Here is a 15,919-nt window from a genome sequence, read left to right on the forward strand (position 1 = left end):
TCTTATTATTTTCTAATTGCTCAATACAATAGAATAACTATTATTATTTTCAAGCAAATAGATATTTTCATTTTCTTTCATAAAATTCTGGAGCTTGTTGATTTCATCATTCCCAATTTCTTTATCAAAATAAGTATTAAGAACGACGAAAAACTTTTTGTTCATTTCTTTTGCAGTTAATTCAATACAAATATCATTATTGATTATATTCAATAAATTTTTTATAACAAATAAAATTGAAAAAGAGGAAACCATAAAATCTTCGTAAGAATTTTCGACATTTTTTTTCAATTCTAATTTCTTCCCAGAAATTATTCTTTCAACTGATAAATATTTTTCCACAATATCAATTTCATCACGAAGGGAAATAAAATCTTTTTCGTTATAAAGTGAAATTCGTAAAAACTCACTTACTGATGTCAACAGATTGTCTGCTTGATTGGTTTGTCCATCTCTTACTAGTTCTGAAATTTTTTCTAATGATTTGTAAAGAAATGAAGGATTAATTTTACTTTTAAGTTCCTGCAGCTTGGTTAATGACAATTTTTCTTTCAGCTGGTAGCTTGTTAACTCATTTTCTCTTAATTGATTTTTATATTTAATCAAATAAAAACCAAGGTAAAATAAAATTATCATTACAATATCAAGCCAAACCAAGGGATTGTTAAACATAAATTGATAAAAACTGTTATAACTTTTTCTTATCAACAATAAATTTTCAGAAGCATAAAAAATAAACTGATGAGCTGCAATCAATAAAAAAATAATAAACACATCTTTCAGTATTTCTAAAAAAACATTTTTCTTTTGACTGTTAACAAGAATTAAAATAGTAACTGCAATAACAATGAAATACCAGTTATAAATTAGTTTCGTTAATAATAGAAGTAAAAAAGGATTAATAGTCTTGCGGTAAATAAAATATGTCTGCAATGAATTAATTAACCCAACAAAACTGAGCACAATAAAAAGTGACATAAATAATTTGAGGTCAATTATTTTTTTCAATTGTGAAACCATTTACACCAGCAGTTGATCTTTGACTAAAGGGATCTTCATTAATACTTTCAATCCGCCAAGTTTTGATTTCATTAATTTGAAATCATATTTATCTTCAAAAAAATATTCAAGCTGCTTTCTGATAATTTTTAATCCCAATCCTTTTTCAATTTTGTTGTCTTCCATTCCTTTTCCATTATCTTCAACAGAAATTATCAGATGATTATTTTCTTTATCAATATTTATCTGAATAATTCCCTTATCCGTAATTTTTGCAATTCCATGACGAACTGAGTTTTCCACAAGAGGCTGAAGTATAAAATTTGGTATTAAAGCATTTTGAAGATTTACATTGCTATTAATTTCAAAAGAAAGCTTTTCTCCAAATCTTAATCTTTCTATTTCCAGATAATTTTTTACAAATTCTAATTCTTCAGTTAATGAAATTAGTGAATTATGATTTTCTTTAATTGACCTTGAAAGAAGTTCTTTAATACTTTTAATCAATTTCAATGTAGTATGTCTGTCTTCTTTCAATATTAATGTTGAAAGTGTATTGAATGTGTTAAACAAAAAATGCGGATGAATTTGACTTCTCAATATGCTTATCTGTGCTTCTGTAATACTGTTATTTAATTGAGATAATTTTATTTCTTCTTTCTTATTTTCTTCAAGATTTTCTACAACATAAATTCCCGTTTCTATGATAAAATAAATTACGATATCAACCCAGAGCCATTGATTTCGGAGTATTCTTCTGTAAATCAAAGTTTCAATGTCGAGATAATCGAGTATGAGATTTATAACAACTGCAGATAATATTTGATGAATGCTTACAAGAATTATTGGAGCAGCAAAATAAATAATTAAGTAATCAATAAATTTATTCTGGTTATATTTTTTTACTATCTTAAAAATTACTGGTGCAATAAAAAACCAGTAAAGCCAGTAAAAAATATTAAAAGGGATATGCCACAATAAACTATAGTGTTGAGTTGAATTAGGTTCAATTATAAAATAATGCTGGAGTGCAACTGCAAGAGCAATAAAAATTAAAGCAAAGAAAAGAGTCAACTGGAGATGATAATAACTGCTTTTCTTATTAAAGTAAATATTCTTTAATGAAATTGAATGCATTACAAATTTCTGATTAAATATTTTTCTACCAATTCAAAAATTACATAAGTTGATTTAGCAACATTCCATTTTGATGTATTGACAATTACTAAATCTAAAGCAGGTATCACAATTAAAAACTGACCGCCCCATCCTGCAGCAAGATAAGAATTATACCTGCCAAATTTTCTTGTATGCCATTGATATCCATATCCGCCAATTTGTGGAAATCCATCAAAATATTTTTTTGTCGATTTATCAATCCATTGTTTGCTGATAATCTGTTTATTTTTCCATTTGCCTTCATTAATCATCATCAATCCAATTTTAGCAAGGTCTTTTGGTTTTAGCCACAATTCAGAGTTGCCTCTTTCATTTCCATCTGGAGCTTTTTCCCATTTTATTTCTTTTATGTCAAGTGGTTCGAATAAATTTCTTTTTGCAAATATGATTGTATTTTCACCCGTAATTTTTTTTATTATGCCGGATAATAAATGAGAAAGTCCACTGTTGTAATTCCAAATTTCACCTGGATTATTTATTAATGGAACTTTCTCAATCAAGTATTTATTTGGTTCTTTTGAATTATCCCATCCTTTGCGCCACTTTCCTCCAAAGTTATTCCAATCAAATCCTGCACTCATTGTAAGCAATTGACGAATTGTAATTTCTTTTTTCTTATCATCAGAAACTTTATTAAAAAGTTCGGGCATTATTTCAATTAATTTTTGATTTTCATTTTTAATCATTCCTTTATCAATTGCAATTCCGACTAATAGTGATGTTATACTTTTAGTTACGGATTTAAGGTTAGCAAGCTTAGATTCATTAAAACCATTATAATATTTTTCTAAAAGCAGCTGATTGCCTTTATAAATTAACAAACTGTGTGTAACTGGATTTTTTTTATTATAATCAATCAACATTGAATCAACTTTCATAATATTCTGCATAATATTTCCATTAATTTGCTTCGAAAAGTTTTTTGTTTCATCTGGTTTAACAATCAACAACAAAATCACAATTAAATAATTAAAAAAGAAATTGAACATTTTATTTACCAAATGCCCAGTTTTTAATTTTTTCCTTTTTGGCAGAATCCAATTTTGAATCCGGATGAGAAAAAGTATAAATCGGCAATGGCATATCATCCTTTTCAACTTCTTCCCAAATTTCTTCTTTTAATTTATTTTTCTTTGCGTCATCATATTTTTCCCATTCAGAGAAATTAAGTTTTTCTCTTCCTTCTTTTACATCATCAACAATGAAAAAAGAAATTGGAGCAACATAGCTATACCAAGGCCATTTAGTTTCATTTGAATGACAATCATAACAGGAGGTTTTGAAAATATTTTTTAAATCATCCGGGACAGCAATTTCAGCAGTAACAGGTGGATTGATTCTATCTGCTTTTACAAATTGAATTGCAATTAATAATCCGGCAAGAAAGCCAAGAACAAATTTGATTATTTTTTTCCTCATAATTCCCTCATTATTCTTTCGTGTTTTTTTGCTGTTAGTATATCAAAAATAAACTTACTTACAAACATTTTTAATTTAGAACAAAGTTCAAGTTTTTTAATTAACCGAATTCAACACATCAGCGTTAATAATATTTGTCATTTGTTTGCAAAGTTCAATTAAAAATTCGAGAATCTTTTCCGGCTCATCTGAACTGTTAATAATTTCAAGTTTGAGTGCTTCATTTTGTTGGACAAATTTTATTGATTTCGAATAATTCTCATAAATAAAATTCAACAATGGAACAAATTTGTTTTGATAATATTCTTCTCGATTTCCTTTTGGCAAAATAATAATTGATTTTTTTCTTTGTATTATAATTCTTTCAAGAAGAGCAAATGAAGCATAAAACCGAAGTGTTGCAACAAGAATTAATCTTTCAACATGCTGAGGGAGTTTTCCAAATCTATCAATCATTTCTTCTTTTAATTCTTCAGCTTCATCTATTTTCAGCATCGAAAATAATGATGTATAAAATGCAAGTCTGTCGGATTGATCCGGCATATAGTCTTGAGGTATTCCAATTTCAAAAAAAGTATCGATAGTAGGTTCAGACCTTTCAATTTGTTTGGGCAAATCTTTGAAAACTTCTTTGAATTCACTTTGACGAAGTTCTTCAACTGCTTCGTCAACTAATTTCAAATACATATCAAAACCAACTGAATCTATAAAACCGCTTTGTTCTGTGCCGAGCAGATTACCTGCGCCGCGAATTTCAAGGTCTCTCATAGAAATATTGAATCCTTCTCCTAAATCTGTGTATTCTTCGATTGCTTGAAGTCTTTTAACAGCTTTTTTTGTTACAGAATCAATTGAAGGGACAAGAAGATATGCATAAGCCTGTTTATCACTTCTTCCAACTCTCCCTCTAAGTTGATGAAGTTCTGCAAGTCCAAATCTATCTGCACGATTGATAATAATTGTATTTACACTTGGAATATCGATTCCTGATTCAATTATTTTTGTAGAGATAAGAACATCATATCGTTTGTTCAAGAAATCATGAATTACTTTTTCGAGCTGTGAAGGTTTCATCTGTCCATGAGCAATTCCAATTTTTACTTCAGGAACATGTTTTTGAATATAAGCTGCAATTTTATCTATTGATTGAATTCTGTCGTGAATAAAATAAACTTGACCGCCTCTGTTCACTTCATGCAATATCCAATCACGAATCTTAAAAATATCAAATGTATCTACTTTAGTATAAATAGGCTGACGATTAGGAGGCGGGGTTGCAATGATTGATAAATCACGAGCACCTAACAAAGAAAGATTCAATGTTCTTGGAATTGGAGTAGCAGTTAAAGTAAGTGTATCAACATTTGCTTTAAAGGAACGAAGTTTTTCTTTTGCCATAACACCAAATCGATGTTCTTCATCAATGATTAAAAGTCCTAAATCTTTGAACTGAACATCATTTGATAATAATCGATGAGTACCAATGATAATATCAATTTCTCCTTTAGCAAGTTTTTCAATAATTTCTTTTTGTTCTTTTTGAGTTCGAAATCTTGAGAGCATTTCAATTCGAACAGGAAATTGAGCAAGTCTGTCTTTGAAAGTATTAAAATGCTGTTCTGCAAGAATTGTAGTTGGAACAAGAAGAGCAACTTGCTTGCTGTCGTTAACAGCTTTGAAAGCAGCTCGAACTGCAATTTCTGTTTTGCCAAATCCAACATCGCCGCATACAAGTCTGTCCATTGGATTTTCACTTTCCATGTCATTTTTTACTTCTTCTGTAACACGCATCTGGTCTGGTGTATCTTCATAAATGAAAGAAGCTTCGAGTTCTTTTTGCCAGATTGTATCGGTACTAAAAGCAAATCCTTTTGTTAATTTTCTTTTTGCATATAAAGTAATTAACTCTCGAGCTGCATCTTTAATTTTTGATTTAACTTTTTTCTTAGTTCTTGTCCATTCACCGCTTCCAAGTTTTGTAAGTTTTGGCTGAACATTATCTTTTGATGAAAATTTTTTAACGAGAGAAAGATAATTGAGATTTACATAGACAACATCTCCATCTGCATACAATATTTTGATTGATTCCTGTTCTACTTCACCAATTTTTATTGTTTCAAGTCCAGCATATTGTCCAATTCCATAAATTTCATGGACGACAAAATCACCTTTTTTAATAGACGCAAAATCTTTAGCTCTGGATTTTTTAGCTTTTAATCTGGTTGAAATTTTTGTTCGATAAGGCTTATTAAAAATTTGATAATCTGTTAGAACTGCAATTTTATCGTTTCTCGAAATGAAGCCTGCTTTTATTGGAAATGAAATGATTTTGATTTTTCCTTCTTCAATAAATTCAGCAAGTTCTGTTTTAAAATCTGAAAGAAGTTCAGTTAATCTTTTACTTTGAAGTTCATTTTCTGCAGTGATAATTATTTTATTTCCTTTCTCTAAATAACTTTTAAGAATTGTAAAAAGAAGTTCAAAGTTGGAATTGATAGTTGGAGGTTCAGACAATTCCAAATTTAACTTGTTATCATAAACATTTAGAGTATCTTCGATTATCCATCGTGCATTTTCATTGAATAATTTTTCTAAATTTTCTTTTTGTTCATTTTCATCTTTTAAAGAATCAAAAATGTATTTTGATGAATTAATTAACTTGTTATCAAACAATTCTTCCTTTAATTCTTCATCAAGTTCCTCATCTTCAATATTTTGAATCGGTTTGTTATGTAATGAATCATTTACTAATTCTTTTAATTTATAATCTGCAGCAAATATAACCGGATTATTCAGATATGAAAAAATATTTTCTGTAAAAATCAATGAATCATTTAATAAAGGAGCCAGTGTTATAAAATCAACTTTTTCTGTTGAACGCTGACTTTCTGGATCAAAGTGACGAATTGATTCAATAAAATCGCCATCAAATTCTAATCGGCATGGATGTTTTTCGCTGTATGACCAGAAATCAATAATTGAACCTCGTATTGCAAAATCTCCTTGTTCATCTACAAATCTATCCTGATTGTAATTCAAAAGATTGAGATATTCTATTAGTTCATTATAAGATATATTGCTGCCTGTAGTTATTTGAGTAATATTATCCTTAAAAGATTTATTTGAAGGAAATTTTTGAGTTAACAACTCATAAGTGGAAATTAAAATAAAATTTTCTCGTTTTGTTAAATCTGTTAATTTCTCTTGAACTGATTCAATATCAAATTCATCAATAACAATAATTTTATCACCTGCGCCAAGAAGGTCAAGTTCAACTCTTGTTTCGTTTAGTGATTGTAAATCTTCACACAAAAGAAAAATTTGTTTTTCTTTTTGAAATAGATGTGCAACAAAAAGATTACGTGAAGAACCTGCAAAATTTGAGATGATAAGTTTTTCCTTAGGATTTAACTCTGCTATGCTTTTATTCAATGATTCAAAAAATGAAAACGAGCTTTTGAATGTTTCAAAAATTGATTTCATAAAATCCATTATAATTTTTAAAATACATAATAATTCAACTCCTCAAATAACGAGGGTGAATTAAAACAATGAACACCAGCAAGTTTTCACCAAGCTGGTGCTCAAATAAATTTACATCGTAAAATTAAGCAGAAAAAAATTAAGAATTATTGTTTTGTAAATTCCATAATTACACGGGTATTTACACCTGGCATACCAAAATCGCTCAAATCCATTTGTAATGTAATCCTAAGTTTATTCCCCGAAATCTCATAATCAAATGTTTGAGTCTCCCCAGAATTACTTTTCATTGTAATTTTTCCATCAGAAACACTCCATGTTCCGGTATCGGTCTCAGACCCCCCAGAGTCTGTAAAAGTGGCTTCAAATGTGTGGTCGCTTTTCATCTTAAATGTTACACTAATGCCTGCCTGTTGCGGATTAATTTCCATATTTCCATAATCAGGCAAAATAAGTTTGGTTAATACCCATGTACCAACGATATCATTTTCAGGACTTACGGGATTATCCTCTTTGTTGCATGATGCGGTAAATATCAGCAATGTTATTAAAAATAATGTAAAAAGTTTTTCTCTCATTGTTTACCTCGATTATTAGTTTAAGTTATAGTTTTGAAAGATGAGAAAATTTCATCTTCTTAGGTTTTACAAGTCTTTCAAAATCTTCATAAGACATTTGAATAAGTTCAACATGAGTGCCTGCATTAAATGCAATTTCTTTGTCTTCGGACAAAGCTTCGTCAACATAAACTTCCATGTTATAGAGATTTCCGAAAGGAGGCATAGCACCTACTTCACATTCAGGAAACTTATCCAGAAATTCCTGTTCGTTTGCAAGTCTAACATTTTCATTTCCCAATGCATTTTTAAGCAAATCAAAATCAACTTTATGAGTAGCAGGAAGAACAAGCATTGCCATTTTTCCGTTGATTTTAATCAAGACTGTCTTTGCCAAATTCTTCCCTTTAATGTGAGCAGAGGCAGCAATTTCTTGAGAAGTATAGGCAAGTGAATGTCTGATTGTGACATACTTCACATTATTCTGATCTAGAAACTCTTTTAATTTTTTTGAAGGCATTTTCCCTCCAAGCTGTTTTTATTAATCATGTCAGCAACAGTAAAGTAATTTCACAACGAAATCAAAACAACATTTCAGCAAATCCCAGAAAAATATTAGCAGTGAAATGAGGCATTTGAAAATTAGCAACAATAAATAATGAATTCAATTATTATTTCAGAATTAACAAAATTTTATTTCCCAATTTTTTATTCTTTTTAATTTTTCCATATCTTAGAACTCAAATATTTCCACTTAATCAATGAACTACTTCTTAGGGATTGACGGCGGCGGAACAAAAACAAAATGTGTTTGCATAGACGATAATCTTAATATAATTTATGAACTTGAGGGTAGTCCTTCGAACCCTTTAATAATTGGTTACGAAAATTCTGCTACTGTTTTGATTAATTTGATTGAACAGGTAACTAAAAGATGGAATATTTTACATTGCACACTTGGAATTTCAGGCTGCGGGAGAAAAGAAAATTCAGAAAATTTAAGAAAAGCATTAATTAAAAAATCGAAAGAGAAAAAAATTATACTGCCAGAATTCAACATAACCAGTGATATTGAAATTGCACACGAAGGAGCTTTTCATGGTAATGATGGAACAATTTTAATAATTGGAACAGGTTCCATTTTATTTTCTAAGAAAAATGGAAAAACATTTATTGCAGGTGGTTACGGCAGATTAATTGGCGATGAAGGAAGCGGATATTCAATTGGCAAAAAGGGATTACAAGCAGCTTCAAAAAATTTTGACGGCAGATTTGATAAAACAATGTTGACAGATATTCTTAAGAAAAATTTCTCGATTAACAATCGTGATGAACTCATCAAAAGTATTTACAACAATAATTTAGAAATACAAAACTTTGCTCCTTATGTTATTAATGCTGCAGCTAAAAAAGATAAAATTGCAATCTCAATACTTGAGGAAGAATCAGAAGAAATTCTTCTTCTTATTAAATCTGCAAAAAAATTTTGGAATGAAAACTTTAGGCTTTGTTTAATTGGAAATTTAATAACTAGCAATAATTTTTATTCAAAATTGATTAAAGAAAAAATCAAAAAGAATTTCAAAGAAATAAAAATTATCAAACCAAAATTTACTCCAGAATTTGGTGCAGCATTATTTGCCAAAAAAGTTTATTCATCAAAACTGAATGAAAAATGATAATTAAAAAAACTCACGATAAAAAAATTGCAAAAACTAAAAATCCATGGTTTTGGATTCCAACTTTATATTTTGCAGAAGGTCTTCCATATGTAATTGTAATTACTGTTTCGGTAATAATGTATAAACGACTTGGAATTTCAAATGCTGATATAGCTCTCTATACAAGCTGGCTTTACCTTCCTTGGGTTATTAAACCTTTATGGAGTCCATTTGTTGATATATTCAGAACAAAACGTTTCTGGATACTTTCAATGCAGCTATTGATTGGAGCTGGTTTAGCCGGTGTTGCGTTAACAATTCCAGTCCCCGATTTTTTTCAATTCACACTTGCATTTTTTTGGTTAATTGCTTTTAGTTCTGCAACCCACGATATATCTGCAGATGGTTTTTATATGCTTTCTCTTTCTGAAAGCAAACAATCTTTGTTTGTTGGAATTAGAAGCACATTTTATAGAATTGCAATGATTGCAGGGCAGGGATTGCTAGTCATTCTTGCTGGATACTTAGAATCAACTTTTTCCGTTACACCCGCAGAAGTAAAATTAATTGCATCACCAGAAAAATTTTTCGAAAACACAATTCGAATTGATTCATCAAAAGTTTTTCCAATTGAAGGTAAATTAAAAATTGTTGCCCGACCATCAATACTTGAAATAAGCACACATCCTCAAACAAAAGAGACAGTGAATTTCTATGTAAACTTTGCACAAAAGTTTAACATTATAAATGGATTCACAAAAGAAAGATTATCTGTTCCCGATACAACAAATCCACATGAATTAGTTGGAAATATTGGATTAATTTCTTTTCATCTTTCAGGAAAGCCGGAGGAAGGAAAAAATTATAACATTACTCTCGACTTTTCTAATGGTTCCTCCGGTTTTTCAATATTAACAGGCAAATCAATTACTTTCAACTCGAACAACTGGAATAAATTAGCATATGCAGTTGTTCAAATAGACCCTTTAGTTCAAAAAAAGTCTGAAGCAGTATTAAAAATTCAATCAGAAAAAATTCTTATAGCATGGATAATTCCTTTTGCACTTGTTGCAATACTTTATTTTATATTTTTTATCTATCATAATTTTATTTTACCTCGTCCTGCAGCAGATAAATCAATACTTCAGGAAAGAAGGTCATCAGTTATAAAAGAATTTTTCAGAGCATTTTTCAGATTTTTTGAAAAAGAAAAAATTCTGTTGATTATTGGATTTCTCCTGTTATATAGACTTGGCGAAGCACAATTAGTCAAATTAGTTTCACCATTCATGCTCGATTCCTATGAAGCTGGAGGACTTGGTTTATCAACTTCTGATGTTGGCTTTATCTATGGAACTATCGGAATTATTGCATTAATCTTGGGAGGCATTCTTGGTGGAATTTTAATCTCTAAAAAAGGTCTTAAATCAATGTTAATTCCAATGCTTATCGCTTTGAATGTTCCAGATTTATTGTATGTTTTTCTTGCTTATGCACAACCAACTAATTTATATATCATTAATGCTTGTGTTGCAGTTGAACAATTTGGTTATGGTCTTGGTTTTACTGCTTACATGATGTATATGATTTATATTTCCGAAGGTGAATACAAAACATCTCATTATGCAATTGCAACAGGATTTATGGCATTGGGAATGATGCTGCCAGGAATGTTCAGCGGAATGATTCAGGAAGCAATTGGTTACAAATATTTCTTCATCTGGGTTTGTATTGCAACAATTCCTTCATTCATTTTAGCAAAATATATTCCTATCGATTCCTCTTTTGGAAAAAGAAATAATCAATCTAATTCGAACAAATAATAAATGAATTCGTCTTATGTTTGCAAATTTTCGGAGTATTTTTAATTGCATAGTGAAAAAGTAATAGAAGTAAAAGGCTTAACAAAAAAATTTGGCAATTTAACTGCTGTAGATAATCTTGATTTTAATGTTTATCGAGGAGATATATTTGGATTTCTTGGACCAAATGGTGCAGGTAAAAGTACAACAATTAGAATGCTCCTTTCATTAATTAAACCAACAGCCGGCTCAATTAAAATTTTCGGACTCCCTCTTAAATCAAATAGAAAAGTTATACTAAAAAAAGTTGGAGCAATTGTAGAGAAACCGGACTTCTATCTTTATCTCTCAGCATATCAAAATCTTGAAATACTTGGAAGATTAAGTGGAATTGATGTAACAAAAGGCAAAATTATGGAAATGCTTGAATTAGTTGGACTTTCTGAAAGATATAAAAGCAAAGTAAAAACATTTTCTCATGGAATGAAACAAAGACTTGGTCTTGCACAGGCACTTTTGCATGACCCCGAATTAATAATTCTTGATGAACCAACTACAGGTTTAGACCCTCAAGGCATGAAAGAAATTCGTGATTTAATTATTCATCTCAGCAAAGATAAAGGAAAAACAATTTTTCTTTCTTCGCATATATTAAGAGAAGTTGAATTAATTGCAACAAGAATGATTATCATCAATAAAGGTAAAGCACAAGTTGAAGGAAATGTTCAGGACTTATTGAATTCAGGAAATGTTACGGTAACTTTTGAAGTTAATGATATTGAAAATGCAATTAGAATTATTGATTCATCGCAATGGAAAAATTATTTCAAATCATCAGAAAAAAATTTAATCTATTTTGAAATGCCGCAAAATGAAATTTCTTTTCTTAATAAATATCTAATAGAAAATAATATAGAAGTAAGTGCAGTTGTACCTGTCCGTTCACTTGAAGATTATTTCCTAAAAATTACAGAAGGAAACGAAAAGTGAAAACCTTGATTTATATCGAGTTATTGAAAATTTATAAAAAGTGGCGCACTTATATTGGATTTATTGCAATAGGTATATTGATTCCTATAATTCAGCTTGCTCTTTATTCAACTAAAGACCAGTATATTCGAGTTCTTACAAGAGGTTTGCAGGATTCATTCATTTTTATTGGAAACTTATTCAATGGTTATTTAATTGCATATCTAATTTTGTCATCCCTATTTATTCATATTCCTTTTCTTATTGTTCTTGTTGGCGGAGATGTTTTTGCTGGCGAAGCAACTGCAGGCACTTACAGAATGCTTCTAATCAGGCCAGTATCAAGATTTGAAGTGATAATTTCTAAATATGTTGCCGGGATAATTTATGTAATATCATTAATCCTCTGGCTTGTGTTATTAAGTCTTGTTGTGAGCATTTTATTGTTTGGAACAGGAAATCTAATTTCATTTCGAGGAAAGCTGATAATCTTCGATTCAAATGATGTATTGTGGAGATTTTTTTACGCTTATTTATTTGCAATATTAAGTATGATTACAGTTTATTCTCTTTCATTTTTATTTTCTTCTCTTGTTGAAAATGCAATAGGTCCAATTGTAGCAACTATGGCTGTAATCATAATTTTGTTTGTGTTATCAGCTTTGCCAATTGAATTTTTTGACAAAATACAACCTTATTTTTTTACAACACATATGTCACAGTGGGATAAATTTTTTAATGAGAATGTAGATTTCAAAGAAATAATAAATTCTGCATTTGTTCTTGTCGGATATTCAATTGGATTTCTTATTTTGACTTCAATTATATTTATTAGAAAAGATATTTTGAGTTAATAAACATGGCTGTAATACTTTCAATAATGATTTTTCTGCACTGCACTTTTGCACAACAAAAAGATGCATTAAAAATTCTAAATGATATCAAACATAAGTATGATTTAATAAAAGATTATGAAGTTGAGGCGGAAATTAAATTTGACTTTTCATCAATCAAGGTTCCAGATACAAAAATCAAAATTTATTATAAGAAACCAAATAAAACCAAAATTCAATCAGATAACTTTGCTATGATTCCTAAACAGGCAGTTAGTTTTTCACCTATTGATTTATTCAAAAGTGACTACTCTGCTGTTTTTGTCCGTTCAGAATTGTTAGATTCCAAAAGTGTTGATGTAATAAAAGTTATCCCAAATTCAGATACTACTGATATAATTTTATCAACATTATGGATTGATTCTTCTGATAAACTTATTAGAAAAATTGAAACAGTAAACAAACATTCAATGACTGTAAGAATTGATTTATCATACAACGACAACAAATATGGTTTGCCATCGAAAGTAATTTTTTCATTTGGTTCAGAAGAAAAGAATGGAAATCAATCAACACAAAAAAATTTAGGAGCAAATTTCAGAAGAAGTCTTAATGGAACTGTAACAATAATTTATTCCAATTATAAAATTAACAAAGGCATTCCTGACAAAATTTTTATGAATAACTAATTTTCACTGTTTCCAATAATATTTACACTAACTTCAATATTATCAGCTACTTTATTTCCAATTATTTGATTATTGATATTAAAATCAGAAAGCTTAATGTTAAATTTTGCTTTTACGCCAAGCAAATCTCCAGGTGCTCTCTTCTGTGTTTCTTCATTTTCATCAAGATAAACAGCCTCAGCTGCGGCTGAAATAATTCTTGTAACTCCATGCAATGTAAAATTTCCATTTACTTTAAAACTTAGTTTGTTATCGCCTGTCTGTTTTACATCACTGACAGAAATAACTTCGAAAATAATGTCAGGATATTTTTCTGCATTAAGCCAATTTTTGCTTCTTAAATGTTGATTACGAAGCTCAATCCCTGTATTAATCGATTCTACTTTTACAATAATTTTTCCTTTCAATGTTTTAGCAAAATCGGCAACATCAAAAGTAACTTTGCCCGATATTCCATTAGCAGTTCCCGTAATATCTTCAAGTGGAGTAGTGCTGAAAAAAACTGCCTGATTTCTGCCATTCTTATCATAAAAATCAAAAGTTTTAATTCCTTTTGCTTTTACTTTAAAGCCCTGTGAGTAAATAGAAACAATTGCAATTAGAAAAAATAACACAACAAATTTCGGCTTCATAACAAATCCTCATTACTTTATCGCCAAAACATACTATTGTAGTTTTTAGTTCACAGGATAAAATTTTTTATGATTCATAATTATAACCATTTAAATTTTTGCTCATTTTATCGATTATAAAAGTGGGAATCAAAAACTTCTGTATCATAAGGAATTATTATGGAATATAAATTATTATTTGTAGATGATAATCAAAAAATTTTAAATGAATATGCTCAACTATTAACTCCTTTTAGCAATAAGTGGCAGGGTTATTTTGCAAGAAATGCAAAAGAAGCTTTAGATATATTGAAAACAAATGAAATTGATGCCTGCCTTGTAGATTATATTATGCCTGAACTTAATGGAATTGAATTATTATCAAGAATAAAAAAAAATTATCCAAAGGTATTGAGAATTCTTCTTGCTTCAGATAAAGATGAAAAATTATCAATCCGAAATTTTAATTTAGCTCATCAATTCCTGCTTAAGCCGGATAATTTTGAATCAATTAGAATAAAATTGGAACTCCCTCTGATACTTAAGAATTTGATAACAAATGAAAGAACATTAATCAAACTAAATGGAGAAGATGGAATTCCTTCGTTGCCAGAAATTTATTATAAAATAGAAAAAGAAATTTTTTCACCTGAAGCCTCAATTCACAGAGTAGTAAATTTAATAGCCAAAGATATTGCATTAACAACCAAAATTTTTCAATTAGTAAATTCAGCTTTTGTTGGTATTGCTGCAAAAATAACTGACTTGCATCAAGCAATTAATATACTTGGGCTTAATGTTGTTAAGTCTGTAATTCTCTATGAAAAAGTATTTTCTCATTTAGATAAAAAAGAAGGACTGAAAGAAATAATCGAAACAATCTGGAATCATAGTCTTGTTGTAAGTACTTTATCACATAAATTAACATATCATTTTACACAAAAGAGAGAATTAGCTGAAGAAGCATACATAGCAGGAATTTTGCATGATATTGGTAAAATAATTTTAATGAACATTGAACAAAATCATTCTAAAGTATTAGAATTCTTCAACAACAGTGCTTCAATTAATGATGAAGATGTTAAAAAATATTATGGGGCTTCTCACTCAGAACTTGGAGCATATGCTCTTTCACTATGGGGTTTTTCCAAAGAAATTGTGGAAGCTATTCTTTTGCATCATGGAACTCCAACAATCAATGATTTCAATGTTACTTCAGCTGTACAAATAAGCAATAAATTAGCAAATATTGAAGGGATAGATGATTCAATTTATGATACTATTTATACTAAAGATGGTTTAATTGAACTTTTAAATGGTCATGAAGAAAAAGTAGAGAACGCATAATATTAATAAAAATCATTCTCTTACTCTTTATTCCTAAATATAAAAAAGAGAATGCTGCCTGTTAAAATGCTGATTCCGCTTATTAATAAACTTAAATCCAATCCCCATACAAATTTATTCACCCATTTCTTTTCTGTCCATCCAAAGAGTTCATCTTTGGTTTCAATAAGAACTTGCGACTTTGTAAAAATTTCACCACCATAGAATAACCAAATAATCATCGACAAAAACACAATTGAAATAACTGCAAACAAAATTATTCTTTGTTTCTTATTCATAAATCCTCCAAATATTATTGTTCTTCAAACAATAATTTGAATCAATTAATTCATAAATTGAATCTGTTTACAAAATGATTTAATTTTTGTCA

The 15,919-nt window shown here is 29.1% G+C and carries 15 protein-coding genes; 6 read left to right on the top strand and 9 right to left on the bottom strand.

The genetic code is table 11. The annotated features are described in order from the left end of the window. Positions 1 to 12 precede the first annotated feature (12 nt). The 7 genes from AC27L2_RS05385 to AC27L2_RS05415 form a co-directional block, all read right to left on the bottom strand. Positions 13 to 1,020 (bottom strand): histidine kinase, encoded by a 1,008-nt coding sequence (locus tag AC27L2_RS05385; protein ID WP_487210673.1) that lies wholly within the window; start codon positions 1,018 to 1,020, stop codon positions 13 to 15. After that, entirely contained in the window at positions 1,021 to 2,136 is a 1,116-nt protein-coding gene (locus tag AC27L2_RS05390; RefSeq protein WP_487210674.1) for a sensor histidine kinase, read from the bottom strand. Further along, the gene (locus AC27L2_RS05395) at positions 2,136 to 3,167 is read right to left on the bottom strand and encodes a serine hydrolase domain-containing protein (RefSeq protein WP_487210675.1); all 1,032 of its coding nucleotides are present in this window, start codon (positions 3,165 to 3,167) and stop codon (positions 2,136 to 2,138) included. The genes AC27L2_RS05390 and AC27L2_RS05395 overlap by 1 nt, the downstream gene beginning before the upstream one ends. A 1-nt stretch (position 3,168) precedes the next feature. Further along, positions 3,169 to 3,597: a heme-binding domain-containing protein gene (locus tag AC27L2_RS05400; protein WP_487210676.1), complete on the bottom strand. Its 429-nt coding sequence runs from the start codon at positions 3,595 to 3,597 to the stop codon at positions 3,169 to 3,171. Positions 3,598 to 3,693: 96 nt separating this feature from the next. Further along, a complete protein-coding gene (gene mfd / locus AC27L2_RS05405; RefSeq protein ID WP_487210677.1) occupies positions 3,694 to 7,080 on the bottom strand; it encodes a transcription-repair coupling factor in 3,387 nt (1,128 codons plus the stop codon). Between the two features lie 146 nt (positions 7,081 to 7,226). Further along, the gene (locus AC27L2_RS05410; protein ID WP_487210678.1) at positions 7,227 to 7,658 is read right to left on the bottom strand and encodes a lipocalin-like domain-containing protein; all 432 of its coding nucleotides are present in this window, start codon (positions 7,656 to 7,658) and stop codon (positions 7,227 to 7,229) included. A gap of 25 nt (positions 7,659 to 7,683) precedes the next feature. Next, positions 7,684 to 8,157: an aminoacyl-tRNA deacylase gene (locus tag AC27L2_RS05415; RefSeq protein WP_487210679.1), complete on the bottom strand. Its 474-nt coding sequence runs from the start codon at positions 8,155 to 8,157 to the stop codon at positions 7,684 to 7,686. Between the two features lie 241 nt (positions 8,158 to 8,398). Here AC27L2_RS05415 and AC27L2_RS05420 point away from each other — a divergent pair, with 241 nt between their 5' ends. From AC27L2_RS05420 to AC27L2_RS05440, 5 genes are read left to right on the top strand one after another with little or no spacing between them, the layout of a single operon-like run. Then, the gene (locus AC27L2_RS05420; RefSeq protein ID WP_487210680.1) at positions 8,399 to 9,316 is read left to right on the top strand and encodes an N-acetylglucosamine kinase; all 918 of its coding nucleotides are present in this window, start codon (positions 8,399 to 8,401) and stop codon (positions 9,314 to 9,316) included. Further along, complete coding sequence (locus tag AC27L2_RS05425) at positions 9,313 to 11,121, top strand: MFS transporter (protein ID WP_487210681.1); 1,809 nt, start codon at positions 9,313 to 9,315, stop codon at positions 11,119 to 11,121. The genes AC27L2_RS05420 and AC27L2_RS05425 overlap by 4 nt, the downstream gene beginning before the upstream one ends. Before the next feature lie 45 nt (positions 11,122 to 11,166). Beyond that, on the top strand, positions 11,167 to 12,090 hold the full coding sequence (locus AC27L2_RS05430; protein WP_487210682.1) for an ABC transporter ATP-binding protein: 924 nt from the start codon (positions 11,167 to 11,169) through the stop codon (positions 12,088 to 12,090). Then, a complete protein-coding gene (locus AC27L2_RS05435) occupies positions 12,087 to 12,923 on the top strand; it encodes an ABC transporter permease (protein ID WP_487210683.1) in 837 nt (278 codons plus the stop codon). The genes AC27L2_RS05430 and AC27L2_RS05435 overlap by 4 nt, the downstream gene beginning before the upstream one ends. Before the next feature lie 5 nt (positions 12,924 to 12,928). Next, positions 12,929 to 13,591 (top strand): LolA family protein, encoded by a 663-nt coding sequence (locus tag AC27L2_RS05440; RefSeq protein WP_487210684.1) that lies wholly within the window; start codon positions 12,929 to 12,931, stop codon positions 13,589 to 13,591. Here AC27L2_RS05440 and AC27L2_RS05445 read toward each other — a convergent pair. Then, positions 13,588 to 14,223, bottom strand: coding sequence for a YceI family protein (locus AC27L2_RS05445; protein ID WP_487210685.1), 636 nt, complete (start codon positions 14,221 to 14,223; stop codon positions 13,588 to 13,590). The genes AC27L2_RS05440 and AC27L2_RS05445 overlap by 4 nt on opposite strands. Positions 14,224 to 14,382: 159 nt before the next feature. Between AC27L2_RS05445 and AC27L2_RS05450 the strand changes: the two genes are divergently transcribed. Continuing rightward, positions 14,383 to 15,549, top strand: a complete 1,167-nt coding sequence (locus tag AC27L2_RS05450; RefSeq protein ID WP_487210686.1) for an HDOD domain-containing protein — start codon at positions 14,383 to 14,385, stop codon at positions 15,547 to 15,549. Positions 15,550 to 15,569: 20 nt separating this feature from the next. On the opposite strand, the gene AC27L2_RS05455 is transcribed toward AC27L2_RS05450, so the two are convergent. Next, entirely contained in the window at positions 15,570 to 15,827 is a 258-nt protein-coding gene (locus tag AC27L2_RS05455) for a hypothetical protein (protein WP_487210687.1), read from the bottom strand. Positions 15,828 to 15,919 lie beyond the last annotated feature (92 nt).

Source organism: Rosettibacter sp. KY25, from assembly GCF_057554405.1.

Bases quoted from the DNA above. Each gene is read 5' to 3' on its own strand.
- AC27L2_RS05410 (WP_487210678.1), bottom strand. From the start codon at position 7,658: ATGAGAGAAAAACTTTTTACATTATTTTTAATAACATTGCTGATATTT.
- AC27L2_RS05440 (WP_487210684.1), top strand. From the start codon at position 12,929: ATGGCTGTAATACTTTCAATAATGATTTTTCTGCACTGCACTTTTGCA.
- AC27L2_RS05385 (WP_487210673.1), bottom strand. From the start codon at position 1,020: ATGGTTTCACAATTGAAAAAAATAATTGACCTCAAATTATTTATGTCA.
- AC27L2_RS05425 (WP_487210681.1), top strand. From the start codon at position 9,313: ATGATAATTAAAAAAACTCACGATAAAAAAATTGCAAAAACTAAAAAT.
- AC27L2_RS05390 (WP_487210674.1), bottom strand. From the start codon at position 2,136: ATGCATTCAATTTCATTAAAGAATATTTACTTTAATAAGAAAAGCAGT.
- AC27L2_RS05420 (WP_487210680.1), top strand. From the start codon at position 8,399: ATGAACTACTTCTTAGGGATTGACGGCGGCGGAACAAAAACAAAATGT.
- AC27L2_RS05400 (WP_487210676.1), bottom strand. From the start codon at position 3,597: ATGAGGAAAAAAATAATCAAATTTGTTCTTGGCTTTCTTGCCGGATTA.
- AC27L2_RS05450 (WP_487210686.1), top strand. From the start codon at position 14,383: ATGGAATATAAATTATTATTTGTAGATGATAATCAAAAAATTTTAAAT.
- AC27L2_RS05415 (WP_487210679.1), bottom strand. From the start codon at position 8,157: ATGCCTTCAAAAAAATTAAAAGAGTTTCTAGATCAGAATAATGTGAAG.
- AC27L2_RS05395 (WP_487210675.1), bottom strand. From the start codon at position 3,167: ATGTTCAATTTCTTTTTTAATTATTTAATTGTGATTTTGTTGTTGATT.
- mfd (WP_487210677.1), bottom strand. From the start codon at position 7,080: ATGAAATCAATTTTTGAAACATTCAAAAGCTCGTTTTCATTTTTTGAA.
- AC27L2_RS05445 (WP_487210685.1), bottom strand. From the start codon at position 14,223: ATGAAGCCGAAATTTGTTGTGTTATTTTTTCTAATTGCAATTGTTTCT.
- AC27L2_RS05455 (WP_487210687.1), bottom strand. From the start codon at position 15,827: ATGAATAAGAAACAAAGAATAATTTTGTTTGCAGTTATTTCAATTGTG.